This window comes from Microvirga alba, from assembly GCF_015694465.1.
Taxonomy (GTDB): domain Bacteria; phylum Pseudomonadota; class Alphaproteobacteria; order Rhizobiales; family Beijerinckiaceae; genus Microvirga; species Microvirga alba.
This window is the reverse complement of record NZ_JADQDO010000007.1, coordinates 15418-36138: the sequence shown is the minus strand read 5'-3', so window position 1 is coordinate 36138 and position 20721 is coordinate 15418. Positions and strand designations below refer to the sequence as shown.

Here is a 20721-nt window from a genome sequence, read left to right as displayed (position 1 = left end):
GGAACCTAATTCCTCTAGTAACTCCAGGTTCAAGAGGAAATCTCATGCTGGAGCGAACTTTTTCGATTGGCCACGTCTCGGCGGTGACCGGATGCAAGGTCGAGACGATCCGCTTCTATGAGGGGATCGGCCTTCTTCCCGCGCCGGAGCGCACGGAAGGCAATCAACGCCGCTATCTGGCCAAACACGTGGAGCGGTTGCGATTCATCCTGCATGCCCGGGAACTCGGTCTCGCCGTCGAGGCGATCCGCCAGCTCATCGCCTTGAGCGAGAATCCGCTGGCTCCCTGCGAACAGGTCGATGAAATCGCCCGTCAGCAACTCCTGGCTGTTCGCGAAAAGATCGCCCGCCTCACGGGTCTGGCCGCCGAGTTGGAGCGTATCGTGGCAAGCTGTGACGGAAAGCGCGTCGCCGATTGCCGGGTCATCGAGGTGCTGGCGGACCACAGCGCCTGCGACCACGGGGACGGGCGAGACAAGACCCGATCCTGAGGGAGAATACAAAAAGGCTGCAGACGAGATGTCTGCAGCTAATGCTCGCGGCCCGAAGAAGGCCGCCATTAACGATTTCGTGCGCGGTTCCAGCCGCTCAGCTGAGGGCGGGGGCTGGGGTGTATCCGGCGAGGGTGATGATGCTGCTGATCTGAGCCAGATCGGAAGCCCCTTCGACCGATACGAGCTTGGCTTGGGGATCGGCCGTCACCTTCGCTCCCGGAATCGAGCTCTCGATGGCGCTCTTGATGGTGCCGGCGCAATGACCGCAAGTCATGTCATCGACGCGCACGGAAAGGCCCGCGCCTGTCGCAGCGGTGGAAGCCTGGTCATTGGAATGCTGGTGCTTGCTGCACATGGGAATGCTCCGTTTCAGGTGAGTGCCGCGACGGTGCAGCGTTCCAACGTGGTAAGGTCAAGCACCTTTTTCGAGGCCCCACGTGCTTCGTCTTCAAAGAGCCGACCGTCGCGAATTCAGAACGGACGAGTGTCCTGTCGATGTCTCGAAACTCGGCGAGGGTGTCGCTCCTCAGTCGTCATCTGAGAAGAGCTCGATGCATTTCCGGTCGACAGATGTCTCTACGACACTGTCAATGACCAGCGTGAAAGTTGATCGAGCCAGTTTGACATAATTCTAAATCTTTGATCAGCTGGTCAAATCAACGAGCTTGCCCCTTGAGAGGCGGGCCGAGGTGAACGGTTCGATAGCCTGGAAGCCCCGCCTTGAGCGGGCAGGAGGACTCATGACTTCAGCACCGGATATCCGTGCGGGGAGGCTTGGCTGCGGCGAGTATGCCGATGCCTTTTCCGATCTCCATGCACCGCTCGACAAGCATGAAGCGCGGGTTGCGGCGGAGCGTTGCCTTTTCTGTTACGATGCTCCCTGCGTCACGGCCTGCCCGACGAGTATCGACATTCCGCTTTTCATCAAGCAGATCGCGACGGGAAATGCGCAGGGTGCCGGTAAGACGATCCTCGATTCTAATATCCTCGGCGGCATGTGCGCCCGAGTCTGCCCCACCGAAACCCTCTGTGAGCAGGCCTGCGTGCGTAACGATGCTGAAGGCAAGCCGGTCATCATCGGCGAGTTGCAGCGTCACGCGACCGATGCCGTGATGGCCTCTGGGCGGCGGCTCTACAAGCAAGGCGCTCCGACAGGGAAACGCGTTGCGGTGGTCGGTGCCGGTCCGGCCGGTCTCTCCTGCGCGCACAAGCTTGCGACGCTCGGCTACGACGTGGTTGTTTTCGACGCGCGGCAAAAGCCCGGCGGGCTGAATGAGCATGGCATCGCGTCCTACAAATCCACGAATAACTTCGCTCAGGCCGAGGTGGACTGGATTCTCAGCGTCGGTGGCATCGAGTTGCGCTGCGGCCACGCGCTCGGCCGCGATTTCACACTGGCGGATCTTCGTCGCGATTTTGATGCAGTCTTTCTCGGCCTTGGTCTCCAGGCCGTCAACGCCCTTGGCGTCGACGACGGCGGGCTGCGCGGTGTCGAGGATGCGGTCGCCTTCATCGAGAACCTGCGTCAGTCGACTGATCTCTCCAAGTTGCCGATCGGACGGCGCGTCGTGGTGATCGGCGGCGGCATGACCGCAGTCGATGCCGCTGTGCAGGCGAAAAAGCTCGGGGCCGAGGAGGTGACGATCGTTTATCGCCGCAGCGCCGGTCAGATGGGTGCGAGCCGCTACGAGCAGGAGCTGGCACTGACCGAGGGGGTCGTGGTTCGGCACTGGGCGCGCCCGCTCTCGGTTCACGGTGAGAACGGCGCTCTACGCTCTGTCACCTTCGCCGCAACGGCCGAGAAGGACGGACGGCTTGTCGATACCGGTGAGACCTTCTCCCTCCCAGCCGATCAGCTCTTCAAGGCCATCGGTCAGCTCTTCGTGCCGCAGGATCTCGAAGGGTCGAGCGATACGCCCGACCTCGTCTCGGGACGCATTGCCGTGGACAGCGGACGACGGACCTCTCTTCCGGACGTCTGGGCCGGTGGCGACTGCGCGGCCGGCAGCCGGGATCTCACCGTGGTTGCCGTCGAAGACGGAAAACAGGCGGCTTTGTCCATCAATCATGCGCTCCGGGGCATCATGCCCATGGCAGCGGAATAAGGGAGGGCACCATGACCGATCTCAGCGTTAATTTCTGCGGCATCAAATCGCCGAACCCCTTCTGGCTCGCCTCCGCTCCTCCGACCGACAAGGCTTACAACATCGAGCGCGCCTTCCGCGCCGGATGGGGTGGTGTCGTGTGGAAAACCCTCGGCGAGGAGGGGCCGCCGGTCGTCAATGTCTCGGGCCCGCGTTACGGCGTGGTGCACGGACCCGACCGTCGGATCTCCGCCTTCAACAACATCGAACTCATCACCGACCGGCCTCTTGAAGTGAATCTTCAAGAGATCACCGAAATGAAGAAGCGTTGGCCGGATCGTGCCATCGTCGTGTCTCTGATGGTGCCCTGTGAGGAAGAGGCGTGGAAACGCATTCTCCCGCGCGTGGAGGCCACGGGAGCGGACGGCATCGAGCTCAACTTCGGCTGCCCACACGGCATGTCCGAGCGTGGCATGGGCGCCGCGGTCGGCCAGGTTCCGGAATATGTCGAGATGGTCACGCGCTGGTGCAAGACGCATTCGCGCATGCCGGTGATCGTCAAGCTCACGCCCAACATTTCCGACGTCCGCAAGCCTGCCGAGGCTGCGAAGCGGGGAGGGGCGGACGCGGTTTCCCTCATCAACACCATCAACTCGATTACCGGCGTCGATCTCGAGCGCATGATCCCGAGCCCGCACACGGACGGGAAGGCCACCCATGGCGGCATGTGCGGCCCGGCGGTGAAACCGATTGCCCTCAACATGGTGGCGGAAATCGCCCGCTCGCCTGCGACTCGCGGCTTGCCGATCTCCGGCATCGGCGGGATCGAGACCTGGCGCGACGCGGCGGAGTTCATCGCGCTGGGGTGCGGTACGGTGCAGGTCTGCACCGCCGCCATGGTTTACGGCTTCAAGATCGTTCAGGAGATGATCACGGGGCTCGAAGCGTTCATGGACGAGCGGGGCTACGCCAACATCTCCGACTTCGTCGGCGCGGCGGTTCCGAACGTCACCGACTGGCAGTATCTGAACCTCAATTACGCCGTGAAGGCGAAGATTGACCAGGATCTCTGCATCAAGTGCGGTCGCTGCCATGTGGCGTGTGAGGATACGTCACACCAGGCGATTACCCATCTCGTCAACGGCGTACGTCATTTTGAAGTGATCGACGAGGAATGCGTGGGCTGCAACCTCTGCGCCAGCGTCTGCCCCATCGAGAACTGCATCACCATGGAACCCCTGGTGAACGAAATCGACCGGCGGACGGGTCGCATGGTTGACGGCTCCTATCTCAATTGGACGCAGCACCCCAACAATCCGATGTCGGCGAAGCCTCTGCAGCCGGCCGAACCTGCTGAATGAGCTGTCTGACGGCGCCGGTCACCCGGCGCCGTTTCCATTTTTCGTCTTGATATGGATGATAGCCAGTATGATCGCTTCAAAGCTCTCGCGGCTCGTCTTCAGGCGGCAAGACGCCGTCGAGGATGATTCCCGACAGCATGGCGCGGGTCGTCTCGTAGAAGTCGTTCTCCTCGATACCCTTGCCCGTGAGCGCACGGATCTGGGTGCTGAAATCGGCATAGTGCTGCGTCGTCGCCCAGATCGCGAAGATGAGGTGCTTGGGATCGATGGGGCGCAATCGCCCCTCCCGGATCCACCCCTCGATGATGCGCGACTTGATCTCCACGAGTTCAAGCAAAGTTCCACCAAGAGCCGCCGTCAGATGCGGAGCGCCTTGCAGCATTTCCATTGCAAACAGACGCGAGGCAATTGGTTGGCTGCGGGAGTAGTCGAGCTTGCGGGCGATATAGGCGCTCAGCGCCACTCTGGGGTCGCTGAGCGCATCGAGCTCGCGAAGCGGCTCCAGCCACATGTCGAGGGTCCGTCGAAGGACTGCGGTATAGAGCTCTTCCTTCGTGCGGAAATAATACAGCAGGTTGGGCTTCGACAAACCGGCCGCCGCGGCGATCTGGTCGATGCGGGCCCCCTGGTATCCATAAGCTGCAAACACTTCGAGCGCGGCATCAAGGATGCGTTCCGCATTCGCTTCGCCTGTCCGGGTCGTCTTGCGCGCCGTCGTTTGCGCTCCCGACCCAACTTCATCAGCCACCGGACATCCCTTCATGCTGCTTTCGGCAGGGACCTTACGTCCCCGGGGATGGCTCCGGCAAGAGCAGCCCATCAACCACGCATTGCGACGCTGCCCAAGGCGTCCGCTTCAGGAGGATAGAACCATGAACGTCGTGCCAATGAGGCGCCCGATCCCCAATGATCTTGCCGCATTCTGGATGCCGTTCACGGCAAACCGGCAATTCAAGAAGACGCCGCGTCTGCTCGCGAGCGCTCAAGACATGCACTACTACACGGACGATGGCCGGGCGATCCTCGATGGCACCGCCGGCCTGTGGTGCGTGAATGCCGGTCACGGCCGCCCGAAGATCGTGGAGGCGGTGCAGCGCCAGGTCGCGGAGCTGGACTACGCGCCTGCGTTCCAGATGAGCCATCCGAAGGCTTTCGAGTTCGCCTCGCGCCTCGTGCAGATCTCTCCCGAGGGGCTGGATCACGTCTTCTTCACCAATTCCGGATCGGAATCGGTCGAGACTGCGTTGAAGATCGCGCTCGCCTACCAGCGCGTGAAGGGGCAGGGCTCCCGCACCCGGCTGATAGGCCGCGAGCGTGGCTACCACGGCGTGAATTTCGGCGGCATCTCGGTCGGCGGCATCGTGTCCAACCGCAAGATGTTCGGAACCCTGCTCTCCGGCGTCGACCATATCCGTCACACCCACGATCCCGCCCGCAACGCCTTCACCAAGGGCGAGCCGGAGCACGGTGTTGAACTGGCGGAGGATCTGGAGCGCGTCATCACGCTTCACGACGCTTCCACCATCGCGGCTGTCATCGTGGAGCCGGTTGCAGGTTCGACGGGCGTGCTCATTCCGCCGAAGGGCTATCTCAAGCGCTTGCGCGAGATCTGCGACAAGCACGGCATTCTCCTCATCTTCGACGAGGTCATCACGGGCTTCGGCCGTCTCGGAACACCTTTCGCCGCGGATTACTTCGGCGTCATCCCGGATATCATGATCACCGCCAAGGGCGTCACCAACGGCGTCGTTCCCATGGGCGCGGTCTTCGTGAAATCGGAGATTTACGAAGCGTTCATGACGGGCCCCGAGCACCTTATCGAGTTCTTCCACGGCTACACCTATTCGGCGCATCCTCTGGCCTGCGCCGCAGGTATCGGCACGCTCGACACTTATGCGGACGAGGGCCTCCTGACCCGAGGCGCGGAACTTGCGCCCTATTGGGAGCAGGCCCTTCACTCGCTCAAAGGCACGAAGCACGTGATCGATGTTCGCAATATCGGCCTCGTCGGCGCGATCGAGCTGGAGTCGATCGCTGGCGAGCCGACCAAGCGCGCCTTCTCCGTGTTCCTGGAATGTTTTGAGCGAGGGGTATTGATCCGCACGACCGGCGACATCATCGCGCTTTCGCCGCCGCTCATCGTCTCGAAAGAGCAGATCGACCAGATCGTCGGCACGATCGGTGATGTGCTGAAAGCGGCGGCATGATGCTCAGGGACCGAGCAAGGTTCCGGAGCGCCCGGCTTGGTTATTCGGCGAAAGTTCGCTGGCATGATCCTTGCGATGGGGAGTGAAACTGGTGCAGCTTAAGGGAGAGACCGTGCTGAAGCGCGTAGCGGAGGACTTCATGGGCGGAAGCGGAGTACCCTCTGGGCTCGCCTCGGGAACGAGGCCTGCATCCGAAGCACCACCCCATGCGCCTGTGGTCGACATCAAAGGCCTGTCTCTCACCTATGAGGCGGCTGACGGCCCGGTCTATGCGCTCTCGAACGTCGATCTGCAGATCACCGAGGGGGAGTTCGTCTCCTTCATCGGCCCCTCGGGCTGTGGGAAGACGACGCTGCTGCGGGTCATCGCTGACCTCGAGCAGCCGAATGGCGGCCACATCCATGTAAATGGCGTGAGCCCCAGCGAAGCCCGCGTGCGGCGCGACTATGGATTCATCTTCCAGGCACCCGCGCTCTATCCCTGGCGCACCATTCAGAAAAATGTCGAATTGCCGCTCGAAATTTTTGGTTTGTCCAAGGCTGAGCGGCAGGAGCGCTCCCAGCGGCAACTCGAACTCGTAAACCTCAAGGGCTTCGAGAAGAAGTTTCCCTGGCAGCTCTCTGGCGGCATGCAGCAGCGGGCCTCCATTGCCCGCGCGCTTTCCTTCGATCCGAAGCTCCTCCTCATGGACGAGCCGTTCGGGGCACTCGACGAGATCGTGCGCGATCACCTGAACGAGCAGCTTCTCAAGCTCTGGGACAAGACCCGCAAGACGGTGCTCTTCGTCACTCACTCCATTCCGGAGGCGGTGTTCCTGTCTTCCAAAATCGTGGTGATGTCGCCGCGCCCCGGGCGCATTATCGACGTGATCGATGCGAGCCACCTGGGTCGCGAGCGCAAGCTTGAAATTCGCGAGACGCCGGAATTCCTGAAGATCGCACACAGGGTCCGCGAGGGTCTGAGGGCTGGGCATTCCTATGACGACTAAGGCACTGAGCCTGCCCGTACGTCGGGCGTCCGGCAAAACCTCCCGCCTCGGGGAGGGGAACACGGGGCCTGTTCTCGTGGTCGTGCTGGCAATCCTGGCGTTCTGGTATGTCGCCGCCATTCTGATGAACTGGCAGGGGGTCGCGGATGCTTTCATTCGGGCGGGCGAGCAACGCTCCACGAGTGAGATCGTCCTCGCGACCATGGATCAGGAGCGGCCGATGCTGCCAGCTCCGCATCAAGTCCTCGTCGAACTGAAGAAAACCGTGATCGACACGGCAGTTACGTCCCGGCGAAGCCTCCTGTTTCATGCGTGGGTGACGCTTTCCTCGACGCTGCTCGGCTTTGCCCTCGGCGCGCTGCTTGGAAGTGTGCTCGCGGTGCTGATCGTCCATGTGAAGACGCTTGAGCGCAGCCTCATGCCCTGGATCATCTCCTCGCAGACGATCCCGATCCTCGCCATTGCGCCGATCATCATCGTCGTTCTGGGCTCGATCGGTATTACGGGTCTGTTCCCGAAGGCGATCATCTCCGCCTATCTCTGCTTCTTTCCGATCACGATCAGCATGGTGAAGGGGCTGACTTCGCCTGACCCCATGCAGCGCGACCTCATGCGCACCTACTCGGCGTCACTGGCGCAAACCTTCTGGAAGCTGCGGCTCCCGGCCTCGCTGCCCTATCTCTTCACGGGACTGAAGGTGGCGATCGCCATCAGCCTTGTCGGCGCCATTGTAGGCGAGTTGCCGACAGGGGCCCAGGCAGGTCTCGGCGCGCGGCTTCTCGCCGGGTCCTATTATGGCCAGACCATCCAGATCTGGGCCGCGCTCTTTGGCGCGGCAATCCTGGCCTCCCTGCTCGTCGCTATCGTCAGCATCGCGGAGCGCATCGTGAACCGCAGCATGGGAGCGCGCTCCGCATGAATGTCTCTCGTCGCGCCATCGTCCTGACGCCGCTCGCTCTGCTGGGCTGCGCCTACGCGCTCAATCTGGTGCATAGCCCCACCGTGGCGGGCCAGGCCGGTCTTGGTTTCTGGGCCTTTATCATCGTCCTGTGGCTCGCAGCGGCAGTTGCGTTGAGCGGGCTCTCAAATCTACGCCCCAAAAATCTCAATATGCGGCGTCTCGCGGGTCTCTGCGTGCCGATTCTCTTCGGTGCCTTCCTGTTCTTCCTGTGGGAAGTTATCGTCGTCGGCGCGGGCGTTCCATCCGTGCTCATGCCGGCTCCTTCAGCGATTGGCGGCCGCTTCGTCGCTTCGTTGCCTGTGCTGCTCGCCGATTTTCTACAGACCTTCGTGAAATCGGTGCTGTCCGGCTACGTGATCGGGTGTCTGGCGGGCTTTCTCGTCGCTATCATCGCCGACCGGATTCCGTTTTTGAGGCGGGGCCTTCTGCCGCTCGGCAATTTCGTCTCGGCGCTTCCCGTCATCGGCATCGCGCCAATCATGGTCATGTGGTTCGGCTTCGATTGGCCGTCCAAAGCGGCGGTCGTGGTGGTGATGACGTTCTTCCCCATGCTGGTGAATACAGTGGCGGGCTTGGCGGCGGCGGGTCGGCTCGAGCACGACCTCATGCATTCCTACGCGGCGGGCTACTGGACGACGCTCGTGAAGCTTCGGCTTCCCGTCGCTCTGCCGTTCATCTTCAACGCTCTGAAGATCAACTCGACGCTGGCCTTGATCGGCGCGATCGTCGCGGAATTTTTCGGCACACCGATCGTGGGCATGGGCTTCAGAATCTCAATCGAGGTCTCCCGCATGTCGCTCGACATGGTGTGGGCCGAAATCGCGCTCGCTGCCATTGCCGGATCGATTTTCTATGGCCTTGTCGCTCTCGTCGAGCGCGGCGCAACATTTTGGCATCCGTCGTACCGCACATAAGGGAACAGCGGACGGCGTAGGAGGAGAGAAGAATGATGAGAAGCGTTCTACTGGCCGGGGCAGTCGCTCTCGGCTTCACCACTACCGCCTTCGCTCAAGCCGACAAGGTGACGATCCAGTTGAAGTGGGTCACCCAAGCTCAGTTCGCGGGCTATTACGTCGCGAAGGACAAGGGCTTCTACAAGGAAGCTGGCCTTGATGTGACCGTCAAGCCGGGTGGCCCGGACATCGCACCGCCTCAGGTCATCGCCGGCGGCGGCGCTGACGTGGTGGTGGATTGGATGCCGTCTGCACTTGCCGCGCGCGAGAAGGGCGTCGCTCTCGTCAACATCGCTCAGCCGTTCAAGAGGTCGGGCATGATGCTGACCTGCCGCGCGGAGACCGGCATCAAATCCCCACAGGACCTGAAGGGTCGTACGCTCGGCGTCTGGTTCTCGGGCAATGAATATCCGTTCCTCGCCTGGATGGCGAAGCTCGGTTTCAAGACCGATGGATCGGCCGGTGGCGTGAAGGTCCTGAAGCAGGGCTTCAACGTCGATCCGCTCATCCAGAAGCAGGCCGACTGCATCTCCACCATGACCTACAACGAATATTGGCAGGTCATCGACGCGGGCTTCAAGCCCGAGCAACTCGTTGTCTTCAAGTATGAGGACCAGGGCGTCGCGACGTTGGAGGACGGCCTTTATGTCATGCAGGATAAGCTGAAAGACCCGGCCTTCGTCGCCAAAATGGCGAAGTTCGTCGCGGCCTCTCAGAAGGGCTGGGACTATGTGCGCCAGAACCCGGACGAGGCAGCCAAGATCATCCTCGACAATGACGCCTCGGGCGCTCAGACCGAGAAGCACCAGAAGCGCATGGCGGCCGAAATTGCCAAGCTTCTTGACACCGCAGGCAAGGGCAAACTCGATCCGGCCGACTATGACCGCACGATCGCGACCCTGCTCGCCTCCGGCGGCGACTCGCCGGTGATCACGAAGAAGCCCGAAGGCGCCTGGAGCCACGCTGTCGCCGACGCCATCAAGTAACTTTCATCAAAAACCCGATCCTTCTCCCTCTCTTGGGGAGAAGGACGCGCTCGGCCCGCGCGCCCCGAGCCTCTCCCCGACAAGGGGATGTCGATTTCAGAAACCTCACAAGAAACAATCAGAGGAGACATCCATCATGGCCCTACTCATTCGCGGCGGCACCGTCGTCAATGCTGATCTGAGCCGCCGCGCCGACGTCCTGGTGGACGGCGAACGGATCATCGCCGTCGGCGAGAACCTTGAAGCACCCGCCGGTGCCGAGATCGTCGATGCGGGCGGCGCTTTCGTCATGCCGGGCGGCATCGATCCGCATACGCACATGGAGCTCCTGTTTATGGGGACCGTGTCGGCGGATGATTTCGAGTGGGGCACGAAAGCGGCGTTGTCAGGAGGCACCACGACGATCGTGGATTTCTGCATTCCGGGTCAGAACCAGTCCCTTGTCGACGCTTATCGTGACTGGCGGAATAAGTCCGAGAAGGCAGCGGGCGACTATTCCTACCACCTCGCTGTCACCTCATGGTCCGATCAGGTGGAGCGCGACATGGGCGAGATCGTAAATACCCATGGGGTGAACACCTTCAAGCATTTCATGGCCTATAAGGGCGCGTTGATGGTGGATGACGACATCCTCTTCCGCTCCTTCAAGCGCTGCGCCGAACTCGGCGCCATCGCTCTCGTTCATGCCGAGAATGGCGATGTCGTCGCGCAGATGCAGGAAGACTTTATCGCGCAAGGCAAGACAGGTCCCGAGTTCCACGCCTATTCCCGCCCCCCGGCGGTCGAGGGTGAAGCCGCGCAACGGGCGATCGTGATCGCCGACATGGCGGGCTGCCCGCTTTACGTCGTCCACACTTCTTCGAAGCCGGCGCATGAGGCGATTGCCCGCGCCCGTGCGGAAGGCAAGCGCGTGTTCGGTGAGCCGCTGATCCAGCACCTCGTGCTCGACGAGACGGATTATCTCAACAAGAGCTGGGACCATGCCGCCCAGCGCGTGATGTCGCCGCCGTTCCGGCCGAAATCCCACCAGGACAGCCTCTGGGCCGGTCTCCAGGCGGGCTCGCTCCAAGTGGTCGCCACGGACCATTGCTCCTTCACCATGGAGCAGAAGCGCATCGGCAAGAACGATTTCCGCATGATCCCCAATGGGACCGGCGGGCTCGAGGACCGCATGCCCGTGCTCTGGAGCGCGGGTGTGAATTCCGGGCGGCTGACGCCGAACGAGTTCGTCGCAGCCACCTCCGCCAACGCAGCGCGCATTCTCAACATGTATCCCCAGAAGGGCGTCATCATGCCGGGAGCAGATGCGGACATCGTGATCTGGGATCCGAAGGCGACCAAGACCATTTCCGCGAAAACCCAGGTGAGCCGCATCGAATATAATGTGTTCGAGGGCTTCGAGCTCACCGGATTGCCCGTGAAGGTCTATCTGCGCGGCCGATTGGCGGCGGAAAACGGGCAGGTGAGGGCAGAGCGCGGCCAGGGCCGTTTCGTTTCCCGCCGCCCGCTGCCGGCCTTTGCGGAGGCGCAGCGCCGATTGAAAGCAAACACGGCGCCGAAGGCCGTGGCACGCTGAGACGAGATTAAAACATGCAAAATCTCACCATCAACCCTCAGCGTCTTTGGGACAGCCTGATGGAGACCGCCCGCATCGGGGGCACCGCGAAAGGCGGCATCTGTCGGCTCACCTTGACGGATCTCGACAAGGGGGTCCGTGACTGGTTCCGGGGGCAATGCGAGGCGCTGGGCTGCACGGTCACGGTCGATCAGGTCGGCAACATGTTCGCGTTCAAGCCGGGCAAGCGGAGCGACGTGGCGCCGATTGCGATGGGCAGTCATCTGGACACGCAGCCGACCGGCGGCAAGTTCGACGGCATCCTGGGCGTGCTCGGCGGCCTGGAGGTCATGCGCACGCTTCACGATCTCAGCTACGACACCAACGCGCCGCTGATGCTCGTGAACTGGACGAACGAGGAAGGCTCGCGTTTCGCACCCGCCATGCTTGGCTCGGGCGTCTACGCTGGCGTGTTCGACCGCGCCTTCGCGGATAGTCGGGAAGACCGGCAGGGCGTGCGCTTCGCGGATGCCATAGAGAGCATCGGCTATCGCGGCGAGGCTGCGCCGGGTTCGGTGAAGTTCGGCGCCATGTTCGAACTCCATATCGAGCAGGGGCCGATCCTCGAGGCCGAGCAGAAGGTGGTGGGCGTCGTCACCGGCGTGCAGGGCATGCGCTGGTATGAAGTCGAGTGCACCGGCCGAGAGGCGCATACGGGCTCTACCCCCATGAACCTGCGCGCCAATGCTCTTCTGGGGGCGGCGCGCGTCGTCGAGCGCGTGAACCAGATCGCTCTGGAACATGCGCCGTCCGCAGTCGGCACGGTTGGCCTCGTGGAGGTGAAGCCGAACTCCCGCAATGTGATTCCGGGCCACGTGTTCTTCACCGTCGATTTCCGGCATCCGGACGATGCCGTGCTCGATGTGATGGAGCGCAAGCTGATGGAGGCCATTCCCGCCATCGCGAAGGAGATCGGCCTCGAAGCGGTGGCGAAGAAGGTGTGGGATTCCCCCGCTGTGCGCTTCGATGCCGAATGCGTCGCTGCCGTGCGCGCAGGCACCGAGAAGGCAGGCTTCCCAACCCGCGACATGGTGTCGGGGGCGGGGCACGATGCCGCCTATATCGCGCGCGTGGCCCCCACCACGATGATCTTCGTTCCGTGCGAGGGCGGCTTGAGCCACAACGAAGCGGAGAGCACCACGCTCGAAGAATGTTCCTCCGGGGCTCAGGTTCTGTTGAACGCCGTGCTGGAATACGATCAACGGTTCGCTTGAACACCGTTTCCTTTCGAGCGGCGTCGGCTTCGTGCTGACGCCGCTCATGCCGATACTTCGTCGTGTCCAGCAGTTTCAATTTGCGTTTGATCATCGCGACCAAGGCGCTTCGTGTCGCCCATCTCGCGACGGCGAAAGAGCCACATGAGAGGCCGATATGAGAGCGAATACGACGTCACCACCGAACGCGGAGCGGAGCACGCCGTCACTTACCTCGAACCGCCTGTTCTCAGTCTTCTGTCTGGGCGGCTATCTGTTGTCGATCTCCTATGGCACGACCTTCCTGCTGGCGCTGCTGGTTGCCTCGCGTGGAGGCAATGAGGGCGATGCCGGATTGATCATCTCGACGGCGATCATCAGCACTATCGGGGCCGTGATCCTGTCGGGGCATTTCAGCGATGCCGTCGGAGCGCCACGGGCCATTGCAGTATCGGGTGTTGTGCTCTGCCTTAGCTGCCTTGGCTTTGCCACCGCTCCCGGTGTCGGGATTGGCATGCTGCTTTGCGGGTTTCTGCTCGGCTGTGGCTGGGGCGTATTCTACACGCTTGGTCCCATCGTGGTCGCGACGATCATCGAACCGGCCAGGCGCATCCGCTTCTTCGCCTTGCTCTCCGGCAGCATGATGAGTGGGATCGGAACGGGACCGATCCTGGGTCGGATTGCGAAGCTGCTCGACCTGCCGCTCGAAACGACCTATCTGGTCGCCGCCGCGACGAGTCTTGCGGGCGGCCTGATTTTCCTCGCTTTGCATGAACCGATCCGGCGTATCGCCGCCGCCAACGGGACGGCCAGCGTGAGTCGCTTGTCCCTCGCGAGCGTCAACCGCGTCTTGCGGTCTAAGGCCGTCTTTCCGATCGTCATGGTGGGGCTCGGCGGGGCGATCTTCGGCGGTTTGTCGAGCTTTCAAACCTCCTACGCCACGGCGAAGGGGCTCGACTTCTCGATCTTCTTCATTGGCTTCATGAGCGCCGCTATCGGCTGCCGGATGTTTCTGTCCGGTATCGTGACGCGGCAAAATCCTCATCTGATGGCGACGATCCTCACGTTCCTGATCGTCGTGTCGATCCTGATGTTCTGGTTCTTCGTCAGCGGATGGGCGACGTACCTGGTTGCCTCCGTTACGCTCGGCGTCGGTTACGGTCTCACCTATTCGGTGATCAACGGCCTTGCCGCCAACGAAGCGCCACCCGGTGAAACGCCGCAATCCCTGCTGCTCTTCAGCCTGGCATACTTCATCGGTGTTTTTGGTTATCCGCTTCTGGCAGGCAAGATCATCGTCGCGTCAGGCATCGCGGCTCTCCTGTTGGCTACGCTGTGCATTTCCCTTGCCAACTGGGGCATCGCCATCGGGCGACTTCTGCCGCGAATGAAGATTATGCGAGAGAGCATGCCATCGGCATGACCTGAAAGAGGCTCTGGAATATCTTATTCTCCGCATTTTCCGACGCGGAACCAGGCTGTAAAATTTGCTCTAAGGCTTCGGCACCTGTTTGAGCTGAGCGATGAGGCGCGAAAGATTCAGGTTGTCGGGTGCCAGTGTTCGCAATCGTTCCGCGTAGGCGAGAGCCTTTTGGACATCACGCTGGCGCAGGGCGTCCTGCATGAGCGCCGATAGAATGTCGGCGTCTGACGGATGGCGGTCGATCGCCTGTTCCAACACCTGCCGGGCTTCGTCTGATCGTCCGGCGGATTGCAGGGCGATCGCGTAGACATAGGCATAGCGCGCGTGTTCGGGCTCGAGTTCGGTAGCGCGGCGCAACTGATCCAAGGCCTCAGGTTGTCGTTTCAGGCGGATCAGCGTCAGGCCTAGCGCGTAGTGGGGGGCGGCCGCTTGTGGTGCGACGGAAATCGCAGATCGCAAGAGTTGCTCGGCCATCGGATCGCGGCCTTGCGTGCGGTAAAGATCGGCAAGATCCACCCGCGCAGGGACCGAGGCTGGGGCGAGCTTGATTGCCGCGAGATACTCGGCCTCCGCTTCCGCCATCTTGCCCTGACGCGCGAAGAAGCCGGCCAGATTATTCCGGCTCTCGGGACGATCTGCATTCAGGCGCTCGGCGGCAACGTATTCGTCGGCGGCGCGATCGAACGCCGCTCGGTCATTGGCGGGAATTGTCGCCGCCGGAACGTTCGCGAGCGTTGTCGCCGCTTCCATCCGGACCGCGCGGATTGGGTCGGAGAGGAGAGGGCTCGCCCGCCGCCAGCGCTGGTCCGGCGGTAGCCCACCGAGACCTCTTAGCGCCGCGATGCGGACCATCGGATCGGGATCGCTCAGGCTTTTCCCTCTGACGGCATCGACTTCCGCGGAGGCGCGGCCGTTCAGTTCGAGGAGCGCCGTCGCGCGGGCGATTGCAGGCGTGGCGCTGTCCTGCGCGACCTTGAGGAGGAGATCGCGCGCTTCCGGGAGTCCCTGCCGTGCGGCGTGGAAGGCGGTCGCGTAGGTCTGAAAGCCCTTCCGGTCGGGGCCGTGCCAACGCTCGACGGCGCTTGCGGCCCAGGCGGCGGGCTTGTCCTGATGGCAATCGTTGCACGCATTGGGCGTGCCGAGTTTAGCCGAGAGATCGGGGCGCGGAATGCGGAAGCTGTGATCGTGCCTTTTGTCCACGACCATGTAGGTGCGCGCGGGCATGTGGCAAGAAATGCAATCGGGCGCGGAGGGCCCCGCAGGATGGCCCGTATGCGCCACGGTCGCGAACTTCTCCGGCAGATGACATTGCGAACACACTTCGGCGCCTGCGGCCTTCAGCATGCCGCTATGCGGATCGTGGCAATCGGTGCAGACGACGCCCTTGGCATACATCTTGCTCTGCAGGAAGGACGCGTAGTTATAAACCTCGTCGTGCATCTGACCGTCGGCTTCGAAGAGATCCGCGGTCAGGAAGGCCGGAAGATGTGTGTCGGCAAGCGGGCGACCTGGACGCCAATCCTCGCTGAACTGTCCCCGGCGCGCATGGCAACGCGCGCACATCTCGACCTCTCCGCCATTGGCCTGAGGCACGGAGTATTCAGGGCTGCCTTTCTTCGGATCGGGAAACCACGTGACGGGTGCGCGTGGTGTCACGACGGATGCGAAGCCCCGATGCGCCACATCGGCGGCCTTTCCGCCGTTAGCCCATGCAAGATGACCTGACGCGGGTCCGTGACAGGATTCGCAGCCGAGAGAGACCTCCGAGAACGCCGTGTGAAAGGTGTTTTTCTCCGCGTCGTAATTCTTCTTCACCTCGGTCGAGTGGCACTCGGCGCACATGTAGTTCCAGTTCTGGTAGAGGCCGGTCCAGTGCAGCGAATCCGTCGAAGGCATCGGGGTGTCGGGGTAGAGATGAAGCCACCGCTGGCCGCCTTTTGCCTCAGGCCGTGTGTCCCAGGCGAAGGGGAGAGTCTGGATGCGTCCATCGGAGAATTCGACGAGATATTGCTGCAGCGGTTCGACGCCGAAGGTGTACTTCACCGGGAATTCCGTCGTCTTGCCGTCCTTGCCCTCGGTCTCGACGATGAAGCGGTTGTCCTTGCGGAAGAACCGCGCCTTGGAGCCATAATGCTCAGCGGTTGCGTCGTTGAAGTTGCCGGTAACCGTCTTCTCGTTTGCCTCCTGCATGGCGCGCGCGTGCTGGGATGTGCTCCAGGCGTTGGTTTCAGTGGCATGGCAGCCGGCGCAGGCGGCAGAACCGACATAGGCACTCGTCGCGCTCGTCGCGGGCGCGGCGCTAACCGGCGGGAGGCCCGTCTCCATCAAGAAGGCGATGCCGAGCAGGCCGATGGACGCCGCAAAGGCCTTGGCGATCAAGTGGTCGCGTTTGAACAGATCTCGCATGTCGCGGGTCAACGTTGCAGCCGAGCTTAACGTTCCCCCCGTACGGATGGCGAAACGGGCGACCCTTTCGGGCCGCCCGCTTTCTCATGTCGCGCGTGTCTCGTCGGCTAGTCGCTCGGATGATTGGTGCTCTTGAGCTGCGCCAATATCTGATCGAGGTTGTAGCTCTCCGGCGCTTGCAGCGGCGGGAACTGCTTGTAGGTCTCAAGGTGCTTGAACCACAATTGCTGGCCGATCGGGAGGAGGTTCCAGTCGTAGAGAAAGGCCGTGCTCGGCGCACCGAGCGCGCCGCCGATGCTCAGGGCGCTCTTCTGATCGATGCCGACGGCCTGCTCGAACGGATCGCGCTTGATGTTCTGGACCAACGTGAAGTGGAACGGAACGAGGGGCATGATCCAACCGGCGGGTCCCGGCTGCGACATGGTGTAGTACATCTTCCAGTTCTTGTAGCGCACCGCCGAGGGCGTTGCTCCCGAGTAGTAGAAGAAGAAGTCTCGCGCCGACTTCGTGGAGTTGGCTTCCAGGTAATCGCGCTGATCGACGCCATCGAGCGTCGTCTTCACGATTCCGGGATACCGGCCTGCTTCGATCTGGCTCTTGAGGCCGTCGCCCTTGGGGCCGCCGGCGATGTTTACGAGCGTGGGCAGCCAGTCGAGGGCCGCGAATAGCTGGTTCTTGACCGTGCCGGGTTTGATGTGCCCCGGCCAACGGACGACCAGCGGCGCGCGATAGCCGCCTTCCCAGGCCTCGCCCTTCTGGCCCTTGAACGGCGTGACGCCGCCGTCCGGGAAGCTGATCGCCTCCGCGCCGTTGTCGGTGGTGAAGACGACGATGGTATTGTCGGCCTGTCCCATGTCGTCGAGCTTCTTGAGCACGTAGCCGATGTTGTCATCCATCTGCTTCATGCCGGCTTCGTTGATGCCCCAATCCTTGCCGCCACGCTCGCCCAGCATGGCTTCATACTTTGGAGACAACACGGTTGTGACGTGCATGCGGGCCGGGTTGTACCAGACGAAGAAGGGCTTGTTGGTCTTCTTGGGGTCGTTGCGGTCGAGGAAGTCGATGACCTTGTCGGAGATCTCTTCGTCCACCGTCTTCGAACGCTCCAGCGTCAACGGTCCCTCGTCGCTGCAGCTTTGATTTTTCTCGGTGCCGTCAGAAGACTTGCACCACAGCACCGGACGTGGGGGCGTGAGACAAGTAGTGGTCTTGGGATCGACGGCTCCGGGGATGTCCGCAAGGCCCGGAATCGGCGTGTTTCGGCACGGCGGCGCGACCGTCTGCGTTAGCGGGTTCTTGTTGATGTCGGGGAAGCTCACCTGCTGCATCGCATCGAGATGATAGAGATAGCCCCAGTATTCCTGGAAGCCGTGGGCCGTGGGCAAGGCTTCGGTATGATCTCCCAGATGGTTCTTACCGAACTCGCCGGTGTTGTAGCCCAGATCGAACAAGAATTTCGCAACGGCCGGGGTGCCAGGGCGCAGCCAGGATGGGCTGCCCGGCAATTGCGGGGGGATCATGCCGGTGCGCAGAGGATACATCCCGGTGAAGAAGGCGTTCCGGCCGGAGGTGCAGCTCTGCATGGCGACATAGTCCATGAAGATCGCGCCTTCCTGCGCAATGCGATCGATGCTCGGCGTCTCCCCGACCATGACGCCGCGATGGTAGGCGCTCGGCTGCATCCAGCCGATATCGTCGCCCATGATGAACAGGATATTGGGTTTCTGCTGCGTCGGTTGCGCCGGCGGGGGCTGTTGAGCCTGCGCAGCCCCGACCGAAATGGTCAGAAGCACTCCGGCGGCCAAACCGCCGAGAGCCCGTAAGAGATTGACGTACGCCATGTGTCGTCTCCCTTGCTCGCATGAATTGGAATGGACGGCTGACACAGGCCGGGACGAGGCACTTGGGGCATCCGTCAGAACAAAGGCTGGGCAGGCGCGTCGAACGTCCGCTGCGAGCCGCAGACCACTCCGAATAAATTAGCATGGTCGTTTCCCGGCTGATTGATCGAACCGGCCTGCATTCTGACTATTCGGATATTTCCTCCCCCCTTTTAGGTATTGCCGGAATATGAGGCATGGAGCCGCCCAAGGCCCGGATCGGACGGACGTTCGAGGATTCCGCAATTCCGCGACCAATTCGTGGCCTGAGACGTTATGGCCGCAAGGGGGCTTGGTGAGAGGGGCTTGGAGAGGAGACTGAGATGGGACTTCTTGATCAAGTGCTCGGAGGCGTGACCGGATCGCAACCCAGCGGGTCGAGCTCGACATCGCCTATCGTCAAGGCAGTGCTTCTCTTGCTGGCAGCGAAAGCCGCCAAGAGTTACCTCAGCCCCTCGACCTCGCAGTCGGCCACCAATCCGGAGCAGGATGCCCGGGAGCCGGGTGCCGATACGACCGGCGGTCAGGACAAGATCACCAGCGGCATGTTGCGCGGTTTCCCGAGCCTGAGCGGTCTCGGATCACTGGTCGAGCGGCTCACCCAAGGCGGGCAGGGCGACACAGTCAAATCCTGGGTCGGGCCCGGCGAGAACAAATCCATTGCCCCCGATCAGTTGCACAACGCCCTTGGCCCCGAGTTGGTCGATCAGTTGCAACAGCAAACCGGGCTGCAGCGCGATCAACTCCTGAACGAACTCTCGCGGGTGCTGCCCCAGGTCGTCGACAAGCTGACGCCGGAGGGCCGCATGCCCACGGCACAAGAGGCAACCCGCTGGTAACTGAGCAGCGTCAGGACGGCAGACTTCTGCGGAAAATGCTCAAGCCGTCTGTCCTTGGGAAACTCGCTCCCAAGGACAGACGAGGAGTGCGCTAGGCGGGGCTCTTGGCCAGCGTCGCAAGATCGGCGCGCATCCCGTCGATCTGCTGCTTCAGGATGGGCGCCACGCCCGGGATCGCGAGAACCTTGGCGAACTGCTCGTTGAGCGCCGGGAGGCCAGATGCGACGATGGTGGCGAGAGCGGTTCGCCCATCCGCCGGGAGTTGGCCGACGAGACCGCGAACCTTCTCCATTTGCGCCTGCTCTTCCAGAAGCTTCGGGAGGGCGGCCTGGGCTGTCGCCGTGTCCGTGATCCCATTCAGCGAGGCTCTGAGTGCATCGAGGGTCGAGGTGGTTTGGTTCGCAATTTCGGTCCCGCCAGCGACGCTCTTGAGCGACGTCATGGCCTGGTCGACGCGGGCTCTGATCTGGTCGGCGGGGACAATCGCCCCAGTCGTTGCCGGGCCTCCTACCTGCTCCGTACTCGTTCGAGCCTGCTGCTCCGTGACCTGAGGCGTCATCCGGTTGCCAAACAGCCACCACGCCGCCGCCAAGGCGACGACGGCGGGGATCGCCCAATACTGCCAGCGCGCCGACGAGGCCATCGACGACGCTCCATGAGCCGCTCGTTGAGCCGAAGCGCTTGCGGCTTGCGCGGCTGTGGTCGTGGCCCGGGTGGCTTGGCCGGGTATGCCCTCGACATCGCTGAGCAGGCCAGATCCTCTCAAGATATCGGCAAATCCCGCCGGGAGCGCAGCCTGGATGTTGCCCCTCTGCGAACTCAGCAGCTGAGCCAAGCCGGGCGCGTCGAGCCTGCTCGTGCTTGTCTCCTTTGCGAGAGCCCCCGTCACCACGGATGCGAGAACCCCCAACAACGGCGAGGTCGAGCTCTGGTCAATTCCGGCAAATCTTGAAATAGCGCCGGTAAGAGCCTGAGTGGTCGATCCCCCGAGCAACGACGAGACGATACCCGAACCTCTCTCTGCCAGCATCTTTTGGCCTGGGCCACCGAGCGTTCCGGCCAAACTATCCAAAATGCCGGGGGGTTGCTGTGAGACCGTGTCATACAGCTTTCGCGCGCCATCGGGCGTGGCGGAGGCTTTCGTAAAGCCTCCAAAGAGCGCCGGCACCGCCGCTAGGACGGCCTTCTCCGTGGCAGTGCGGTCAAGGCCGAGAGCCATCGCGGCTCTGTTGATCAGGTCGGGGGTCAGGAATTGCATCACGAGCGAAATGAGGTTTGTGGGCATGATCATCCTCCTCCTAAGCAGGAGAGTGCCGAACCTCGGCGATCAT

Annotated in this window: 17 protein-coding genes; 12 read left to right on the top strand and 5 right to left on the bottom strand. The window is 62.3% G+C overall.

Translation table 11 applies throughout. From position 1 onward, the window contains the following. The first annotated feature begins 44 nt into the window (after positions 1 to 44). A complete protein-coding gene (locus I2H38_RS14255; RefSeq protein WP_196272531.1) occupies positions 45 to 491 on the top strand; it encodes a MerR family transcriptional regulator in 447 nt (148 codons plus the stop codon). A gap of 97 nt (positions 492 to 588) precedes the next feature. On the opposite strand, the gene I2H38_RS14250 is transcribed toward I2H38_RS14255, so the two are convergent. Continuing rightward, the gene (locus I2H38_RS14250) at positions 589 to 849 is read right to left on the bottom strand and encodes a heavy-metal-associated domain-containing protein (protein ID WP_196272530.1); all 261 of its coding nucleotides are present in this window, start codon (positions 847 to 849) and stop codon (positions 589 to 591) included. 385 nt (positions 850 to 1234) lie between these two features. Between I2H38_RS14250 and I2H38_RS14245 the strand changes: the two genes are divergently transcribed. Beyond that, entirely contained in the window at positions 1235 to 2599 is a 1365-nt protein-coding gene (locus I2H38_RS14245) for an NAD(P)-dependent oxidoreductase (protein ID WP_196272529.1), read from the top strand. An 11-nt stretch (positions 2600 to 2610) separates the two neighbouring features. Then, positions 2611 to 3939, top strand: a complete 1329-nt coding sequence (preA, locus tag I2H38_RS14240) for an NAD-dependent dihydropyrimidine dehydrogenase subunit PreA (protein ID WP_196272528.1) — start codon at positions 2611 to 2613, stop codon at positions 3937 to 3939. Between the two features lie 76 nt (positions 3940 to 4015). On the opposite strand, the gene rutR is transcribed toward preA, so the two are convergent. Further along, positions 4016 to 4687: an HTH-type transcriptional regulator RutR gene (gene rutR, locus I2H38_RS14235; RefSeq protein ID WP_324617407.1), complete on the bottom strand. Its 672-nt coding sequence runs from the start codon at positions 4685 to 4687 to the stop codon at positions 4016 to 4018. 124 nt (positions 4688 to 4811) lie between these two features. Between rutR and I2H38_RS14230 the strand changes: the two genes are divergently transcribed. The 8 genes from I2H38_RS14230 (at position 4812) to I2H38_RS14195 (ending at position 14265) form a co-directional block, all read left to right on the top strand. Further along, positions 4812 to 6146 (top strand): aspartate aminotransferase family protein, encoded by a 1335-nt coding sequence (locus I2H38_RS14230; RefSeq protein ID WP_229426716.1) that lies wholly within the window; start codon positions 4812 to 4814, stop codon positions 6144 to 6146. 139 nt (positions 6147 to 6285) lie between these two features. Then, positions 6286 to 7134, top strand: coding sequence for an ABC transporter ATP-binding protein (locus tag I2H38_RS14225; protein ID WP_196272692.1), 849 nt, complete (start codon positions 6286 to 6288; stop codon positions 7132 to 7134). Further along, on the top strand, positions 7124 to 8053 hold the full coding sequence (locus I2H38_RS14220; RefSeq protein ID WP_196272526.1) for an ABC transporter permease: 930 nt from the start codon (positions 7124 to 7126) through the stop codon (positions 8051 to 8053). Before I2H38_RS14225 ends, I2H38_RS14220 begins: the two co-directional genes overlap by 11 nt. Beyond that, positions 8050 to 9009 carry an ABC transporter permease gene (locus I2H38_RS14215; protein ID WP_196272525.1) on the top strand — a complete coding sequence of 320 codons (960 nt, stop codon included), beginning with the start codon at positions 8050 to 8052 and terminating at the stop codon, positions 9007 to 9009. The genes I2H38_RS14220 and I2H38_RS14215 overlap by 4 nt, the downstream gene beginning before the upstream one ends. A gap of 35 nt (positions 9010 to 9044) precedes the next feature. Further along, positions 9045 to 10034 carry an ABC transporter substrate-binding protein gene (locus tag I2H38_RS14210; RefSeq protein ID WP_196272691.1) on the top strand — a complete coding sequence of 330 codons (990 nt, stop codon included), beginning with the start codon at positions 9045 to 9047 and terminating at the stop codon, positions 10032 to 10034. A 136-nt stretch (positions 10035 to 10170) separates the two neighbouring features. Next, positions 10171 to 11610 (top strand): dihydropyrimidinase, encoded by a 1440-nt coding sequence (hydA, locus tag I2H38_RS14205; protein ID WP_196272524.1) that lies wholly within the window; start codon positions 10171 to 10173, stop codon positions 11608 to 11610. A 14-nt stretch (positions 11611 to 11624) separates the two neighbouring features. Next, positions 11625 to 12863, top strand: a complete 1239-nt coding sequence (locus I2H38_RS14200; protein ID WP_196272523.1) for a Zn-dependent hydrolase — start codon at positions 11625 to 11627, stop codon at positions 12861 to 12863. A gap of 157 nt (positions 12864 to 13020) precedes the next feature. Then, positions 13021 to 14265 carry an MFS transporter gene (locus I2H38_RS14195; RefSeq protein ID WP_196272522.1) on the top strand — a complete coding sequence of 415 codons (1245 nt, stop codon included), beginning with the start codon at positions 13021 to 13023 and terminating at the stop codon, positions 14263 to 14265. A 69-nt stretch (positions 14266 to 14334) separates the two neighbouring features. Here I2H38_RS14195 and I2H38_RS14190 read toward each other — a convergent pair whose 3' ends face one another. Continuing rightward, the gene (locus I2H38_RS14190) at positions 14335 to 16671 is read right to left on the bottom strand and encodes a tetratricopeptide repeat protein (protein ID WP_229426715.1); all 2337 of its coding nucleotides are present in this window, start codon (positions 16669 to 16671) and stop codon (positions 14335 to 14337) included. 107 nt (positions 16672 to 16778) lie between these two features. Then, a complete protein-coding gene (locus I2H38_RS14185) occupies positions 16779 to 18512 on the bottom strand; it encodes an arylsulfatase (RefSeq protein ID WP_196272521.1) in 1734 nt (577 codons plus the stop codon). A 362-nt stretch (positions 18513 to 18874) separates the two neighbouring features. On the opposite strand from I2H38_RS14185, the gene I2H38_RS14180 reads away from it, so the two are divergent. Next, complete coding sequence (locus I2H38_RS14180; protein ID WP_196272520.1) at positions 18875 to 19390, top strand: YidB family protein; 516 nt, start codon at positions 18875 to 18877, stop codon at positions 19388 to 19390. Positions 19391 to 19481: 91 nt separating this feature from the next. Here the strand turns inward: I2H38_RS14180 and I2H38_RS14175 are convergent, their stop codons facing one another. Then, entirely contained in the window at positions 19482 to 20675 is a 1194-nt protein-coding gene (locus tag I2H38_RS14175) for a DUF937 domain-containing protein (RefSeq protein WP_196272519.1), read from the bottom strand. Positions 20676 to 20721: the final 46 nt, after the last annotated feature.